This is a genomic window from Methylobacterium sp. A54F (assembly GCF_053346035.1).
Genome location: NZ_JBKFBF010000004.1, coordinates 209526 through 222505, shown reverse-complemented (window position 1 = coordinate 222505; position 12980 = coordinate 209526). Strand labels below are relative to the sequence as shown.

Below are 12980 nucleotides of genomic sequence, written 5' to 3'. Positions count from 1 at the left end.
CGCGGTGCAGCGATGTCCGCCTACAGTGATCCGCACAGCTCGTTCGAACGGCAGCCACGGGCGCGGATCGACCCGGCAGCCGCCCGATTGCCCTCAAGACAATCGTACATCGGAGCGGACCAAGCTCTGTTCGGCGAACTGAGTCCGACGGCATCGCCTCCGGGGCCTCCCTGGCTGTTGCGAGATCCGAGGACCAACGGCCTGGGCGCGACCTATTTCGCTTTTCCGGCGACGGTGGCGACGTAGAGCGCGACGGCCTCGATCTGTTCCGGCGTCAGGTCCTCGAACGCCGGCATCACCCCGATGCCGCCGCTCACCGCGGCCGCGACGCGGGCGGCATCCGGCTTCAGCCCATCGAGGACGGGTCCGACGTCACCCGTGGTGCCGGCGTCTGCCAGCGTGTGACAGGCGCCGCAGCGCGGCTCCGAGATCTCCGTGAACACGCGCTTGCCGAGTTCGAGCCGGGCAGGATCGGCCGACGCCGTTTCGCAGACGAGGAGGCCTGCGAGCAGAGCGAGCGCACGCGCGGCGGACGTCGCACCGTCCCGCGGCGTCATGCGACCTCCAGGGTGATCGCCGGACCGCGCCAGCCGTTGTAGCTGTAGCCGCCGCCGTTCGGAGGCGTGCTGTCCGGCTGGACATTGCCGCCCGCGTCGGTCGCTCGGCTCGCCAGCACGTGCGTGCCGGTGGGGAGGTCGATCGGCAGCGCGAAGACGCGCCACGCGTAGGGCCCGAGGTCCGGGCCGACGAAGGGCGCGCGCGTCCAGGTCCTGCCGTCGTCTGCCGAGACCTCGACCTGCGCCACCGCGTGCAGCCCGCCGAACGCCACGCCCGTCACGATGGTGCGACCGGCCGGGATCCCGGTCAGGGGGGCGTTGATCCACGAGCGCACCGGCTGCTCCCAGATCGACGGCTGGCTCGGCGAAGCCTTCTCGCCGACACCGTGCATGCGGTAGCTCGTGGCCTGGATCTTGGCGTCCGTCTCGGCCTCCGTGAGCGCCACCGTCTTCACGTACTTGATGTTGTTCACGCCGGAATAGCCCGGCACGATCATCCGAAGCGGCCCGCCATGCGCGAGCGGGATCGGCGCGCCGTTCACCTCCCAGGCGAGGATCACCGTGTCGAGAGTGGAGAGCGGGACGGAGCGCTCGACGACGATATCCTTGGGCTTGAGCGCGGGGGGCAAGTCCTCGCCGCCCGTACCGGTGATGAATCTCACCCCCGATGCCGCTCCGCCGAGCGACTCGACCACGGCCTTGAGCGGGACGCCGGTCCAGATCACGCAGCCCGCAGCGCCCACCGTCCACGGGGTGCCGGAGATCTTCTGACCGGGCTGCAGCATGTCCTGCATGTACCTGCGGCCGTTGCCGGAGCATTGCAGGACGGTGGCCACGCTCGCGAGTCCGAGCCGCTTCAAATCGGCCAGGGTCAGCGTCGCGGGTCTGGCGACGCCCGCGATCTCGACCCGCCAGGCCTCCCGGTCGGCCACGATGGCCTCGGTGGGCGGGTTGACGTTGTTGCGGATGAACAGGCGGTCGATCGGCGTGATCACGCCGTCGGTCAGCCCGCGCTTGGTCTCGAGCGTCTGGTTCGAATGGACGGTGAACGCATCGCCATCCTTCCAGGCGACGTAGGCCGGCAGCTTCGAGGCTGCCTTGGGCGGCTCCGTCCCGGGCTGGCCCGTCTCGAAGGCCGACGCGGGCGCTGCGATGCCGGCGGCGACCGCGGAGGCTCCAGCGGTGAGGATGTGGCGGCGATGCAGGATCGTCGGCTCAGACACGCAGAACATCCTCCCGTTTCGGCATTATAGAGAAGAATGTTACTGCTGCGCGGGAGGTTGACCGTCAAGCGTTGCGCGTCGCGAGACCTGACAGGGTACGCCACTGCGTCTCTACCCCTCGCACCCGACAGCCTGTCATGGACCGGATGCGCGTCCGCGGGATACCGATCACAACGCTTGCGCGGCCGATCGAGGTTCATGCGGTGCGAGGACATCCTTGCATCCGGCTTGCGGGACAAGCGACGCACCGTCTCACGCGCCGAGTGCGAGGCCGCCGCAGCCGCCTGGTCGAACTTGAGGCGCAAGGATGCACCGCTGCGCATCGTGCGCGACGGCCGCCTGATCTCGGCCCCACTCACGCACTTCGATGCCGTGCTCACCGCCCAGGCCAGCGCGAAGGGGCGATCGCTGTGGCGTTGATCGGGCACGCCTTGCATCACGTGTCCGTCGCGGTTGACCCGCCGGGTCAAGGTGTCAGCGACATCGTCCTGTTCGGGCGCATTCAGGCTCTCGGCCACGCGGGAGTTCTTGAGATGACGGATTCTGGACCGGGATTGCGGGACTACAAGGTTCGCCGGCCCGCTGGCTGATTGCCGACCTGAGATCCGATGAGAGCGCCGTGCGGTACCGCCCGCAGAGTCCGCGAAGCACATTGACCCGGGCCGACATTGTTACGACGGGGAACTCATCGATCTCGGCAGAACAATCCGTCTATTTGAGATCACAGCTGTAGACTTCGTACTCACCTTTCCCTTTGAGGAATACCTTGCCGACGGGGCATAGATTTTCTTCGCTCCTGATCCGCCTGAAGGCCATTTCCGAAAGATGAACCGCGTTTCCGGTCCCGAGCGCGCACAGCCGCGCGGCGACGTTCACGGTGTCGCCCCAGAGATCGAACGTGAACTTCGACCGGCCGACGATGCCGCCGACGACCGCGCCGACGTGGACGCCTGCTCGCACCCGCCACCGAATGGCCCCGCCATCTGCGACGGCGACCATGTCCCGCGCACAGCAGACGGCGGCTTTAACCGGATCATCGTGGGGTGACAGCAGGTTGCCGGTCGCCATGAAGGCGTCGCCGATCGTCTTGATCTTCTCCAGGCCGTACCGTTTCGCGACCACCTCGAACGCCTCGGCCAGGCGCTGGACCTCGGCGACGACCGCTTCGGGGCTCTGGTCGTGGCACCAGGCCGTGAAGCCGACGAGATCGATGAAGAGCACCGCGACGTCCTCGAAGCGCCGGGGCTTGACCCGGCCGGTCGCCATCAACTCGGTCACCGCCGCCACGGGCAGGATGGCGTGGAGCAGGTCGTCCGCGCGCCTGCGCTGGTGCTCGATGGCCTCCAGGTGCGCCATCTCCCGGTCGTGGAGCCGCTTCCTGTCGAGGCAGGCGCGGATCCGGGCCTCCAGCAGCACGGGCTCGAAGGGCTTCGGCAGATAATCCTCGGCGCCCATCTCGATGCATCGCACGACGCTGCGGATGTCGGTCAGCGCCGAGATCATCACCACCGGCGTGTGGCGCAGCCGGTCGTGCGCCTTCATCCGCTCCAGCACGGCGTAGCCGTCGAGCATCGGCATCATCACGTCGAGCAGGACGAGGTCGAACGGCTCCGTGTCCAGGAGGTCGAGGGCGATGCGGCCGTTCGCGGCCCGGACGCTGGCGTGCCCGAGGTCCTCCAGCTCCTGCTCCAGCAGGTCGAGGTTGAAGGCTTCGTCATCGACGATCAAGATGCGTGCCGGGTCCACAGATCTCTCTCTCGGCGCTTCGGGGGCACCTGCGCTCAGTCGAGCCAGTGACGCAGCTTGGCGAAGAGCAGGTCCTCGTCCACGGGCTTCGTCATTAACTCGTCGCAGCCCGCCGCCTTGGCCCTGTCCTCGTCGCCGCTCATCGCGTTGGCGGTGATGGCGATGATGGGGATGCCCGCCGTCGCCGGATCGGCCTTGATGCGTCGCGTCGCCTCCCAGCCGTCGATGACGGGGAGCGAAAGGTCCATGAGGATGAGATCCGGCGCGTGGCTCGCCGCCATCGCAACGCCCGCACCCCCGTCGACCGCCATCACCAGGGCGTAGTCGTCCTCGAGGAGCTGCATCAGCAGGTCGCGGTTCAGCGCGACGTCTTCGACGATGAGGATGGTCTTCATCGCGCGTGGATCCGTGCCGGAGCAGCGCCGCTCATCGCCCGCCCCCGGCACACGCCTGCTCGGTGAGCGGCAGGACCCGGCGGACCTCGCGGACGAGGGCCTCGCGATCCAGCACCCGCTTGTCGATCAGCCCCAGCACGCGCTCCCGCAGCATGCCCTGCTCGGCCGCATCGAGCGCGGCGGCCGTCAGCACGACGACCGGGATCGTCCGGTTGACGGGGTCGGCCTGGAGGTGGTCGAGGAAGGTGAGGCCGTCCATGCGCGGCATCAGGAGATCGAGGAGGATCACGCTCGGGCGGATCTTGGCGATGCTCTCCAGACCCGCAGCCCCGTCCGGGACCCAGTCGATCGTGCAGCTCTCGCCGTCCAGCAGTTGGCGCACGAGGTCGACCACGTTAGGGTCGTCGTCGACGACGAGGATGCGCTCGCTGTTGGGGGCGATGCGCCCGAGGGCGCCGATCAGCGACTCGCGCTCGAACGGCTTCACGATGTAGTCGTTGGCGCCGAGGCGGAAGCCGAGCTCCTTCTGGTCGACGATCGAGATCAGGATCACGGGGATCTCGCGCGTCGCGGGGTCGGTCTTGAGCGCGTGCAGCACCTGCCACCCGTCGGTGCCCGGCATCATGATGTCGAGGGTGATGGCCCGCGGCCGAAGCTCGCGCGCCTTGCGCAGGCCGTCCTCGCCGTTGGGGGCGCCGACCACCTCGTAGCCCGCATCGGACAGGTTCTCCTTCAGGAGGTAGACGACGTTCGGGTCGTCGTCGATCGCCAGCACGAGCCGTGACCCCGGCAGGGGCACGGCGTCCGCCGCCGGTGGGGGCGTCGGCGCCGGCTGCACCGGCGGGAGTTCGAGCGCGCCCGCGACGCTTGGCGGGATGGTGAGGGTGAAGGTCGAGCCCTCTCCCTCCCTGCTCTCGACCGAGACCTCGCCGCCCAGCATCCTGGCCAGCCGATGGCTGATGGCGAGGCCGAGGCCCGTGCCGCCATGCGCCCGGCTCGCGGAGTTGTCGACCTGCTGGAATTCCTCGAAGATCAACGCCAGCGCCTCGCCCGGGATGCCGATGCCGGTGTCCACCACGGCGAGCGCGATCCTGTCGCCGACGACGCGCGCGCGCAGCGTGACCGAACCGGCCTCGGTGAACTTGATGGCGTTGCTGAGCAGGTTGATGAGGATCTGCTTCAGCTTCTCCTGGTCGGTGCGGACCATCTCCGGCAGGCCCTCGACGTCCTTGACGAGCCGCACGCGCTCGCTCCGGACCAGGGGCTCGACCGTCCGGAGGCAGAGGTCGATGGTGGATTCGAGCGCGAAGTCCGACGCCTTCACCTCCATCCGGCCGGCCTCCACCTTGGCCAGGTCGAGGATGGTGTTGATGAGCGACAGCAGGTGCTCGGAACTCGTCAGGATCTTCTCGAGGTTCTCGAACTGCTTGACGGGCAGAACGTCCTTGGCGCGGCGCATCACCAGGCGGGTGAAGCCGATGATCGCGTTGAGGGGCGTGCGCAGCTCGTGGCTCATGTTGGCGAGGAAGCTGCTCTTGGCCTGGCTCGCGTTCTCCGCGGCGTCCTTGGCCTGGCGCAGGCTCTCCTCGGCGCGCTTGCGCTCGACCACCCGCCCGAGCTGCGCGCCGATGTTCACCATGACCTTGCGGAGCCCCTCATTCGGAGCCCGCGCCTCGCAGGCGAAGAATTCCAGTACCGCGACGACCTCGCGTCCGATCGTGACCGGGAAGGCGAAAGCGGCCCGTATCCCGTCGGCGGCAGCGGCCGCCGCCCGAGGCTGGCCGGGCTCCGGCGCGGGGTCGAGAACCCAGGCCGGCTCGCCGGAGATTAGCACGCGGCCCGGCAGCCCGACGCCGGCGGCGAGCGGCATCTCGGCGGTGACCGCCCGGAAGCGCGCGAAGCGCTCCGGCTCGTCGCAGTGCCAGAGACCGGTCGACAGGAGGGATCGGCTCCCGTCCTCGGCCACCGCGTAGGCGTGTCCGAGGGGCCACCCGGTATGGGCGGCCACCCGGTCCAGGCAGAATTGCAGCGCGTCCTCGACGGTCGGGGCCTCGTTGGCCGCAGTCGCGGCCGCCTGTAGCAGCTCGACGAAGGCCGTCTGCTCCCGGAGGGCGAACTCGGACTCCTTGCGCTCGGTGATGTCGCTCCAGGATTCCACGACCTCGACCGGCTCGCCGTGCGGGCCGCGCACGAGGCGCTGCTCGTCCCGGACCCACCGATAGGTGCCGTCCTTGCGCAGGAACCGGTACTCGATGACGTTGTGGCCAAGCTCCAGGAGGCGGGGGAACTCGCCCAGCACCCGGTCCCGGTCCTCGGGATGGAGCCGGTCCAGCCAGAATTCGGGGCCAGCGAGGTAGTCGCTCGGTTCGTAGCCGAGGAGGTCGCGCACGTTCTCGCTGATGAAGGTCGGCGCGTTCCGGCCGCCGACCTCGAAGCTGCAGACCATCGACGGGGACGCGGTCAGGAGGTAGGTCAGCCGCCCCTGCGTCGTCAGCAGGGCTTCCTCCGTGCGCTTGATATCGGTGACGTCTGTGTAGACGGCGACGGTCCCGCCGTCCCGGGTCCTGCGCTCGTTGATCTGGATCCAACGCCCGTCGACCAGCTGCTGGAGAAGCGGCCCGTGCGGGTCGCGGTAGTGGGAGAGGCGGCCCTCGAGCCAGCCTTCGACCGTGTCGCCCTCATCCCGGACGAAGCAGCGTTCCGCAGCGGCGCGCGCGATCGACGAGAACGAGCCTCCCGGCCGCATCATGTCGATCAGACCGGGATGAAATTGCCGAAAATGCTCATTGCAGAGGAGGAGGCGGTCCTCGGCATCGAACAGCGCGAAACCATCAGAACTGCTCTCGATGGCCTCGATCAGACGCTGCCGCACGCCGTCGCCGAAGGCAGGGTCGGTGTCGAAGGCTCCCATGAACTGCCTGCCGCCTCGAACGTCGGATCCAGTCCGACAGGCTGGCCTGACCGGTATATCGGACCGAGCCGGAGGGGAGGCTACTGCATGGTAGCGGCCATGGGTAGCCGCCACGGTTCGACTTCCGGAGAAGCCGGGACGGTGTCGTCCCTGGAGCGGGGGCGTGTCAGTGGGCCGCTTGCGTTGCGGACACGCCCGGCTTGTCGTGCGTCCCGAAGCGCTCGACCATCGTCGCGCTCGCCGCGTTGAGGCCGATGACCTGGACGGACCGTCCCTGACGTCGGGCCCGCAGCACGACACCGTCGAGCGCGCTGACCGCCGAGATGTCCCAGAAGTGCGCCGCCTGCACGTCGATGATCAGGCGGTCCACCGGCTCCGACACGTCGATGGCCTCCGCGAAGGCTCCGGCCGAGGCGAAGAAGACCTGACCTGTGATTTGGTAGGTGCGGGTGCGCCCATCCTCCGAAAGTTCGGATGCCACGTGGCTCAGCCGGGAGACCTTGCCCGCGAAGAACACGCCCGACAGCAGCACGCCGATGAGGACGCCAATCGCGAGGTTGCCCGTCGCCACCACCACCGCGACGGTCGCGAGCATCACGCAGGAGGACGGCAGCGGATTCGTGCGCAGCTGCAGAAGCGAGCGCCAGGCGAAGGTGTTGACCGAGACCATGATCATCACGGCCGTCAGCGCCGCCACCGGCACCAGGGCTAGGAGGCCCTGGAGCGCCACGAGGAGAACGAGGAGACAGGCGCCCGCGGTAAGGGTGGAGAGCCGCCCGCGCGCACCCGAGGAGACGTTGATCACCGACTGGCCGATCATCGCGCAGCCGCCCATGCCGCCGAACGCGGCGGAGGCGATGTTGGCGAGGCCCTGCCCGACGCACTCCCGGTTCTTGTTGCTCGGTGTGTCGGTCATGTCGTCGACGATTTGTGCGGTGAGCAGGCTCTCGAGCAGACCGACCGCCGCGAGCGCCGCCGCATAGGGCAGGAGGATGCGCAGCGTCTCGAACGTGAGCGGCACCTGCGGCAGCGCGAAGTGCGGCAACGTCGCGGGCAGTGCGCCGAGATCGGCGACCCGCCGCACGTCGAGCCCGAGGGCGGCGGTCAGGGCGGTCAGGACGACGATGGCGACCAGAGGGGAGGGCACGGCCCGGGTCAGGCGCGGCAAGCCGTAGATGATGGCAAGCCCGAGCGCGATGAGGCCGTAGGTAGCGGGCGGCACGCCGTGCAGCTCGGGAAGCTGCGCCAGGAAGATGAGGATCGCGAGCGCGTTGACGAAGCCCGTCATGACCGAGCGCGAGACGAAGCGCATCAGGCGCCCGAGCTTGAGGAGCCCGGCGACGATCTGGAGAGCGCCCATTAGGATGGTGGCGGCGAAGAGGTATTGCACGCCGTGCTCGCGGACGAGGTCGACCATGACCACGGCCGTGGCAGCGGTGGCGGCCGAGATCATCGCCGGTCGTCCACCCGTGAAGGCGATGACGCAGGCGATGACGACGGAGGCGTAAAGGCCGACCTTCGGATCGACGCCCGCGATCACCGAGAAGCCGATGGCCTCCGGGATCAGCGCGAGGGCGACGACGATGCCGGAGAGGATGTCGGCACGCGCGTTCGCGAACCGGCCGCGCAGGGACGATGTCGGAGCAGGCATGATGAGTTCCGCAACGGGACGCGCGTCGGCCGCTCGGGCGACTACGAGGAGCGTCAGGTCGTGTGCGTGGTCCGGCGGATCGGCGGCCGGAAGAGCCACCCGGGCTTGCACCGGGTCCTTGCGAATGCCGCTCCATAGCGGAACCGCGTGCCGCAATGCAACATCTGCTCCCCGTGCGAATGCAGCGCCGACGCTGCTTCGGATGCAGCCGTGACACCTACGCCACCGGCCGTTTGCGCCGTCGCTCCAGCCCGCGCTACCTGAGTTCCCACGATCAGACGCAGGACGACCATGGACCACAAGCTCCCGGACCGCCCAACCGTCGAGGATCTCGATGCCGCTCTGCGCACATATCGGCGCCTCCTCCTGACCGCGCTGGCCATCGTCGTGCTCGGCTTCCCGTCCGTGATCGGCCTGTCGTTCCTCGGCACCTGGCTCGCCCCGCCCTACGGCCTGCGGATCATGGGCTGGAGCCTGACCGAATGGGGCCTCGTCCTGCTGCTTGCCGGGCTCTTCGGCTACCTCTGGGTCACCGGCCGCAAGCTCGGCTGCCTGCTGGACGACCGGACGCTGCTCGCATTCCCCATCGTCGGCATCCTGAGCGGCCTGCAGGTCATCGCGCAGCACGCGCATGCGCGGGGCATGGCGTGGAGCGGCTTCCTCGGGCCGCTGCGGCCCGCCCGGCAATAGCCCTGTGGCAGGCCACTACGAGATCCGCCGGGCGACCGAGGCCGACCTGCCCCTCCTCGCCCGCTGGCGGGCACGAGAGCACGTCCGGCGCTGGTGGGGGCCGCCCGAGGTCGAGCCCGAGGCCGAGAAGCTCGCCGAGCCGCGCGTTGCCATGTGGATCGCCGAACGCGATGACGTGCCGCTCGCGTTCATCCAGGGCTACCGCGTCGCCGACTGGTCTCCGCACCACTTCGACGACCTGCCGATCGGCTCCCGCGGGCTGGACCTGTACATCGGCGAGCCGGCGGCGCTAGGTCTCGGACATGGGCAGCGCATCCTGCGCCAGCACGTCGACCGGCTGTTCACCGACGGCGTGCCCGCGGTCGGCATCGACCCCCATCCGGATAACCCGCGCGCCATCCGGTCCTTCCTGAAGGCCGGCTTCACGGTCGCGGGCGAACCGCTGGACACCCGCTGGGGACGCGCCGTCCCGATGCACCGCCATTCCGGGGACGTCGCAAGATCTGTCGCGACACCGCCGCATCACCGTCGTACTGCCCGACATCCGCGCCCGGGACGACCCGCATGAGCTACGCCGACGAGATGGCCGACCGGCTCCCGCCGACGCTGCCGCTACCGGACGCGTTCAGGGCAACGTTCGACTGGATCGAGCGGAACGATTTCTTCATGGCGAGCGGGGCATTTCCGGGCGACCGGCTCGGCCTTCTGGGCACGGACGCCGAGGTGCAGGCGGGTGGCGTGACGGCGATCCTCTTCCGGGTCGCGACGCCCGAACAGGCGCGGGCGTACGCCGAGGCATGGTTCGGAGCGGAGGTCGACGGCCGCATTGTCCCGTTCGCCCGCACCGGCGGGGACGGCTCGCACGCCGCTTTCTGGATCGACGACGACGGCGCCCTGCAGATCGTCCACCTCGGATCGGAAGGCCTCGTCTGCCTCCTCGGTCGCACGCCGCTCGACTTCCTGCGGCTCGTCGCTGTCGGCTACGAGGAGATCAGCGGGGATTGCCTCGACGGGCCGGCCGAGCCGCCCGCCATCCCGGGCCGCAACACCACCTTCCGCGCGTGGCTGACCGGCCATTTCGGGGTCTCGGTGCCCGCCACTGCGGCCGAGATCCTGGGCGAGGTTCCGGATGCACTGGCCGAGACCTCGGACGATCCGTTCTGGCGCTGGGTGCGCGCGAAGCAGGACCTTCGCGACGCGGCAGCGGATACCAACCGATGACGCTACGGGGTTGGGCAACCTTCGCGTGGCAGGCCGATTACGGCCAGTTCTACCTCGTCGACGGCGAGGACGCGGCCTTCCCGGCTCCGACCGAGATCACGGGCGAGATGGAGGCGCGGCGCCTCCATGTGCCCGCAACCGGCCTCGTCGTCTACACGCAGGACTGCCTGCAGCAGCATGTCCGCATCGCCATCCACGACGCCGAGCCGGATCGCCGGGACACCGAGCCAATGAGCGGGAAGCCGTGGAGCCAAGTCGAGACGGCCGTAGCCAGGTTTCCCTCGCGCCGCTTCTTGCTTTCGAGCCCGTCGATGCCCGACCCGCTTCCGTGCGGCCCCTTCTTCCTTCTCGACGAGGGGACGGTCGGCGTCCGGGTCAGCTGGATGGAATTCCAGGGAAGTCGGGACGACAGCGTGCCCGTCGAGCCCGACGTCATCGACATCGAACTCTGGCCGCGTTGATCCGGGAACACGCGCCTGCATTCCCTGGCGACGGCTGGGGCTCGCACGGATGTGAGCCATGCAGGCTTCGGGTCGCGCAAACGGCGCGATGAGCGAAGCCCGCGCCCTCCGCCATCACTTCCTGATGCCGCAGGCCTTGATCCGAGAGGCGAGGGTCGTCGGGCGCAGGCCGAGGAGCTCCGCAGCGCCACCCGGCCCGAACACCTTGCCGCCGCACAGCGCCAGCGCCTCGACGATCTCGGCGCGGTCGCGGGCGCGGCGCTCTGCCTCGTTCCGCGGACGGGGTCCCTGGACGTCGATCGGTGGGGCAGTGCGAGCGACGGCCTCGACGGGGGCCGCGTCCTCCAGTTCCGACAGGTCGAGGCGGAGGCGTCCGCGCTGGGCCAGGATCACGCCGCGCTCGATGGCGTTCTCCAACTCGCGCACGTTGCCGGGCCACCCATAGCAGGTGAGACGGCGGACATCACCCTCGGTGAGCCGTGGCTCCGGCACGCCGAGGCGGTGGGCCGCGCCGGTGAGCATGTGCTGGGCGATCAGCGGAATGTCCTCCGGCCGCTCACGCAGGGGGGTCGCGCCGATCGGGAAGACGTTGAGGCGGAAGTAGAGGTCGCCGCGGAAGCGGCCGCGGCGCACCTCCTCCTTCAGGTCGCGGTTCGTCGCCGCCACGAGGCGCACGTCGACGGCGCGGGTGCGCTCCTCGCCGACGCGCTCGAACGAGCGTTCCTGCAGCACCCGCAGAAGCTTGCCCTGGAGATCGAGGGGGATCTCGCCGACCTCGTCGAGGAAGAGGGTGCCGCCGTCGGCCAGTTCGAAGCGCCCGACCCGGTCCCGCAGCGCGCCCGTGAAGGCGCCGCGGGCATGGCCGAAGAACTCGCTCTCGAACAGCCCGCGCGGCACGGCGGCGCAGTTCACGCGGATGAGGGGGCGCTCGCGGCGCCGGCTGGCCTCGTGGATCGCGCGGGCGATCAGCTCCTTGCCGGTGCCGGATTCGCCCGTGACGAGCACCGTGGCGTCGGTGCCCGCCACGAGGTCGATCTGGCGGCGGATCGCCTCGATGGCCGGGCTGCGGCCAATGATACCCTGGTGGTGGCTGCCGGCCCGAATCTCCTCCTTCAGGTAGGCATTCTCGAGTTCCAGGCGCTCGCGCAGAGACTCGACCTCGGCGAGTGCCTGCCGCAGGCGTTCGTCCGCCTCGCGGCGCTGGCTGATGTCGCGGAACACGATGACGGCGCCGACGAGGGCGCCGCGGTCGCGGATCGGCGTCGAGGTGTAGGCGACCGGGAACGACGTGCCGTCGCGACGCCAGAACACCTCGTCGTCAACCTGATGCACCGCGCCGTCGCGGAAGGCGGCGTAGATCGGACAGTCCCGGTGCAGGTAGTGGCATCCGTCCGGGTGGGTGTGATGCACGGTGCTGTGCATGTCCCGCCCGACGAGGTCGGCGGCGGCCCAGCCGAGCATGCGTTCGGCGGCCGGGTTGAGGAAGGTCGTCACGCCCTCCGCGTTGACCCCGTAGATGCCCTCGCCGGCCGCGCGCAGGATCAGCTGGTTTTCCCGTTCGATGTCGCGGAAGATCCGCTCCATGCGCTGCCACTCGGAGAGGCCGGCGCGCATGTGGCGGTCGGCCTCTCGGTCGACCTGGCGCTGGCGCCGCTCGTCCAGATCGAACAGCGTGACGAGGACGAGCCCGTCCGGCAACATCGTGCCGACCATCTCGACGTTGAGGGCGCGACCTGCCCCGTGCCGTGGCGTCAGCGCGTGAGTCCACCAGCGGCCCTTGGCCTCGACGCCTTGGGTGAACACGATCAGCGCCGGGAGCTGGCCCGGGTGCAGGGCGCTCGCCGCCATGCCCAGCAAGCCGGTCCGCGCATGGCCGAGCAGGCGCGCCGCGGCGTCGTTGGCATCGACGATCCGGTCGGCCTCCGGGTCGAGCACCAGCATGGCCTCGGCGCCCGCCTCGAAGACCATCCCGAAGTTGGATCCGGTGGGAGGGACGAATGGATCGTCGGGCATCGCGCCACGCATTACGAAATCTCGTTTAAAGACTACGAAATTCCGTTCTACACGACATTTCGTAGCTGCGCACCAAGCCGGTAAACCGCTGGTGTCGCTTGTCTTTAGGGAA

At 69.3% G+C, this 12980-nt stretch carries 12 protein-coding genes and 1 other annotated feature; of the genes, 5 read left to right on the top strand and 7 right to left on the bottom strand.

What is annotated here, in order from left to right:
* Window positions 1-212 precede the first annotated feature (212 nt).
* Window positions 213-557, bottom strand: a complete 345-nt coding sequence (gene sorU / locus ACLBXP_RS09130; protein ID WP_447667322.1) for a SorU family sulfite dehydrogenase c-type cytochrome subunit — start codon at window positions 555-557, stop codon at window positions 213-215.
* Window positions 554-1780 carry a SorT family sulfite dehydrogenase catalytic subunit gene (gene sorT, locus ACLBXP_RS09125; protein WP_447667321.1) on the bottom strand — a complete coding sequence of 409 codons (1227 nt, stop codon included), beginning with the start codon at window positions 1778-1780 and terminating at the stop codon, window positions 554-556. The genes sorU and sorT overlap by 4 nt, the downstream gene beginning before the upstream one ends.
* Window positions 1781-1978: 198 nt before the next feature.
* Here sorT and ACLBXP_RS09120 point away from each other — a divergent pair, with 198 nt between their 5' ends.
* Entirely contained in the window at window positions 1979-2200 is a 222-nt protein-coding gene (locus tag ACLBXP_RS09120; protein ID WP_447667320.1) for a DUF3658 domain-containing protein, read from the top strand.
* A gap of 291 nt (window positions 2201-2491) precedes the next feature.
* Here the strand turns inward: ACLBXP_RS09120 and ACLBXP_RS09115 are convergent, their stop codons facing one another.
* From ACLBXP_RS09115 to ACLBXP_RS09100, 4 genes are all read right to left on the bottom strand, one after another.
* Window positions 2492-3526 carry an adenylate/guanylate cyclase domain-containing protein gene (locus ACLBXP_RS09115; protein WP_447667319.1) on the bottom strand — a complete coding sequence of 345 codons (1035 nt, stop codon included), beginning with the start codon at window positions 3524-3526 and terminating at the stop codon, window positions 2492-2494.
* 35 nt (window positions 3527-3561) lie between these two features.
* Window positions 3562-3921 (bottom strand): response regulator, encoded by a 360-nt coding sequence (locus ACLBXP_RS09110; RefSeq protein ID WP_447667318.1) that lies wholly within the window; start codon window positions 3919-3921, stop codon window positions 3562-3564.
* Window positions 3922-3952: 31 nt separating this feature from the next.
* Window positions 3953-6832: a response regulator gene (locus tag ACLBXP_RS09105; protein WP_447667317.1), complete on the bottom strand. Its 2880-nt coding sequence runs from the start codon at window positions 6830-6832 to the stop codon at window positions 3953-3955.
* Between the two features lie 166 nt (window positions 6833-6998).
* A complete protein-coding gene (locus tag ACLBXP_RS09100) occupies window positions 6999-8483 on the bottom strand; it encodes a SulP family inorganic anion transporter (protein WP_447667316.1) in 1485 nt (494 codons plus the stop codon).
* A 65-nt stretch (window positions 8484-8548) separates the two neighbouring features.
* Window positions 8549-8604 (bottom strand) — a sequence feature (sul1 is cis-regulatory element that is thought to sense ions involved in sulfur or methionine metabolism; They are found in Alphaproteobacteria).
* 170 nt (window positions 8605-8774) lie between these two features.
* Between ACLBXP_RS09100 and ACLBXP_RS09095 the strand changes: the two genes are divergently transcribed.
* From ACLBXP_RS09095 to ACLBXP_RS09080, 4 genes are read left to right on the top strand one after another with little or no spacing between them, the layout of a single operon-like run.
* On the top strand, window positions 8775-9173 hold the full coding sequence (locus tag ACLBXP_RS09095) for an ABC transporter ATP-binding protein (RefSeq protein ID WP_447667315.1): 399 nt from the start codon (window positions 8775-8777) through the stop codon (window positions 9171-9173).
* 4 nt (window positions 9174-9177) lie between these two features.
* Complete coding sequence (locus tag ACLBXP_RS09090; protein WP_447667314.1) at window positions 9178-9741, top strand: GNAT family N-acetyltransferase; 564 nt, start codon at window positions 9178-9180, stop codon at window positions 9739-9741.
* On the top strand, window positions 9738-10394 hold the full coding sequence (locus ACLBXP_RS09085) for a hypothetical protein (protein ID WP_447667313.1): 657 nt from the start codon (window positions 9738-9740) through the stop codon (window positions 10392-10394). The genes ACLBXP_RS09090 and ACLBXP_RS09085 overlap by 4 nt, the downstream gene beginning before the upstream one ends.
* Window positions 10391-10855 carry a hypothetical protein gene (locus ACLBXP_RS09080; protein ID WP_447667312.1) on the top strand — a complete coding sequence of 155 codons (465 nt, stop codon included), beginning with the start codon at window positions 10391-10393 and terminating at the stop codon, window positions 10853-10855. Before ACLBXP_RS09085 ends, ACLBXP_RS09080 begins: the two co-directional genes overlap by 4 nt.
* A 114-nt stretch (window positions 10856-10969) precedes the next feature.
* Here ACLBXP_RS09080 and ACLBXP_RS09075 read toward each other — a convergent pair whose 3' ends face one another.
* The gene (locus tag ACLBXP_RS09075; RefSeq protein WP_447667311.1) at window positions 10970-12823 is read right to left on the bottom strand and encodes a sigma 54-interacting transcriptional regulator; all 1854 of its coding nucleotides are present in this window, start codon (window positions 12821-12823) and stop codon (window positions 10970-10972) included.
* Window positions 12824-12980: the final 157 nt, after the last annotated feature.

What these genes read in the sequence shown, in the direction of transcription:
- sorU (WP_447667322.1), bottom strand. Translation starts at nt 557, where the DNA reads ATGACGCCGCGGGACGGTGCGACGTCCGCCGCGCGTGCGCTCGCTCTG.
- ACLBXP_RS09120 (WP_447667320.1), top strand. Translation starts at nt 1,979, where the DNA reads ATGCGGTGCGAGGACATCCTTGCATCCGGCTTGCGGGACAAGCGACGC.
- ACLBXP_RS09110 (WP_447667318.1), bottom strand. Translation starts at nt 3,921, where the DNA reads ATGAAGACCATCCTCATCGTCGAAGACGTCGCGCTGAACCGCGACCTG.
- ACLBXP_RS09105 (WP_447667317.1), bottom strand. Translation starts at nt 6,832, where the DNA reads ATGGGAGCCTTCGACACCGACCCTGCCTTCGGCGACGGCGTGCGGCAG.
- ACLBXP_RS09100 (WP_447667316.1), bottom strand. Translation starts at nt 8,483, where the DNA reads ATGCCTGCTCCGACATCGTCCCTGCGCGGCCGGTTCGCGAACGCGCGT.
- ACLBXP_RS09095 (WP_447667315.1), top strand. Translation starts at nt 8,775, where the DNA reads ATGGACCACAAGCTCCCGGACCGCCCAACCGTCGAGGATCTCGATGCC.
- ACLBXP_RS09085 (WP_447667313.1), top strand. Translation starts at nt 9,738, where the DNA reads ATGAGCTACGCCGACGAGATGGCCGACCGGCTCCCGCCGACGCTGCCG.
- ACLBXP_RS09080 (WP_447667312.1), top strand. Translation starts at nt 10,391, where the DNA reads ATGACGCTACGGGGTTGGGCAACCTTCGCGTGGCAGGCCGATTACGGC.
- ACLBXP_RS09075 (WP_447667311.1), bottom strand. Translation starts at nt 12,823, where the DNA reads ATGGTCTTCGAGGCGGGCGCCGAGGCCATGCTGGTGCTCGACCCGGAG.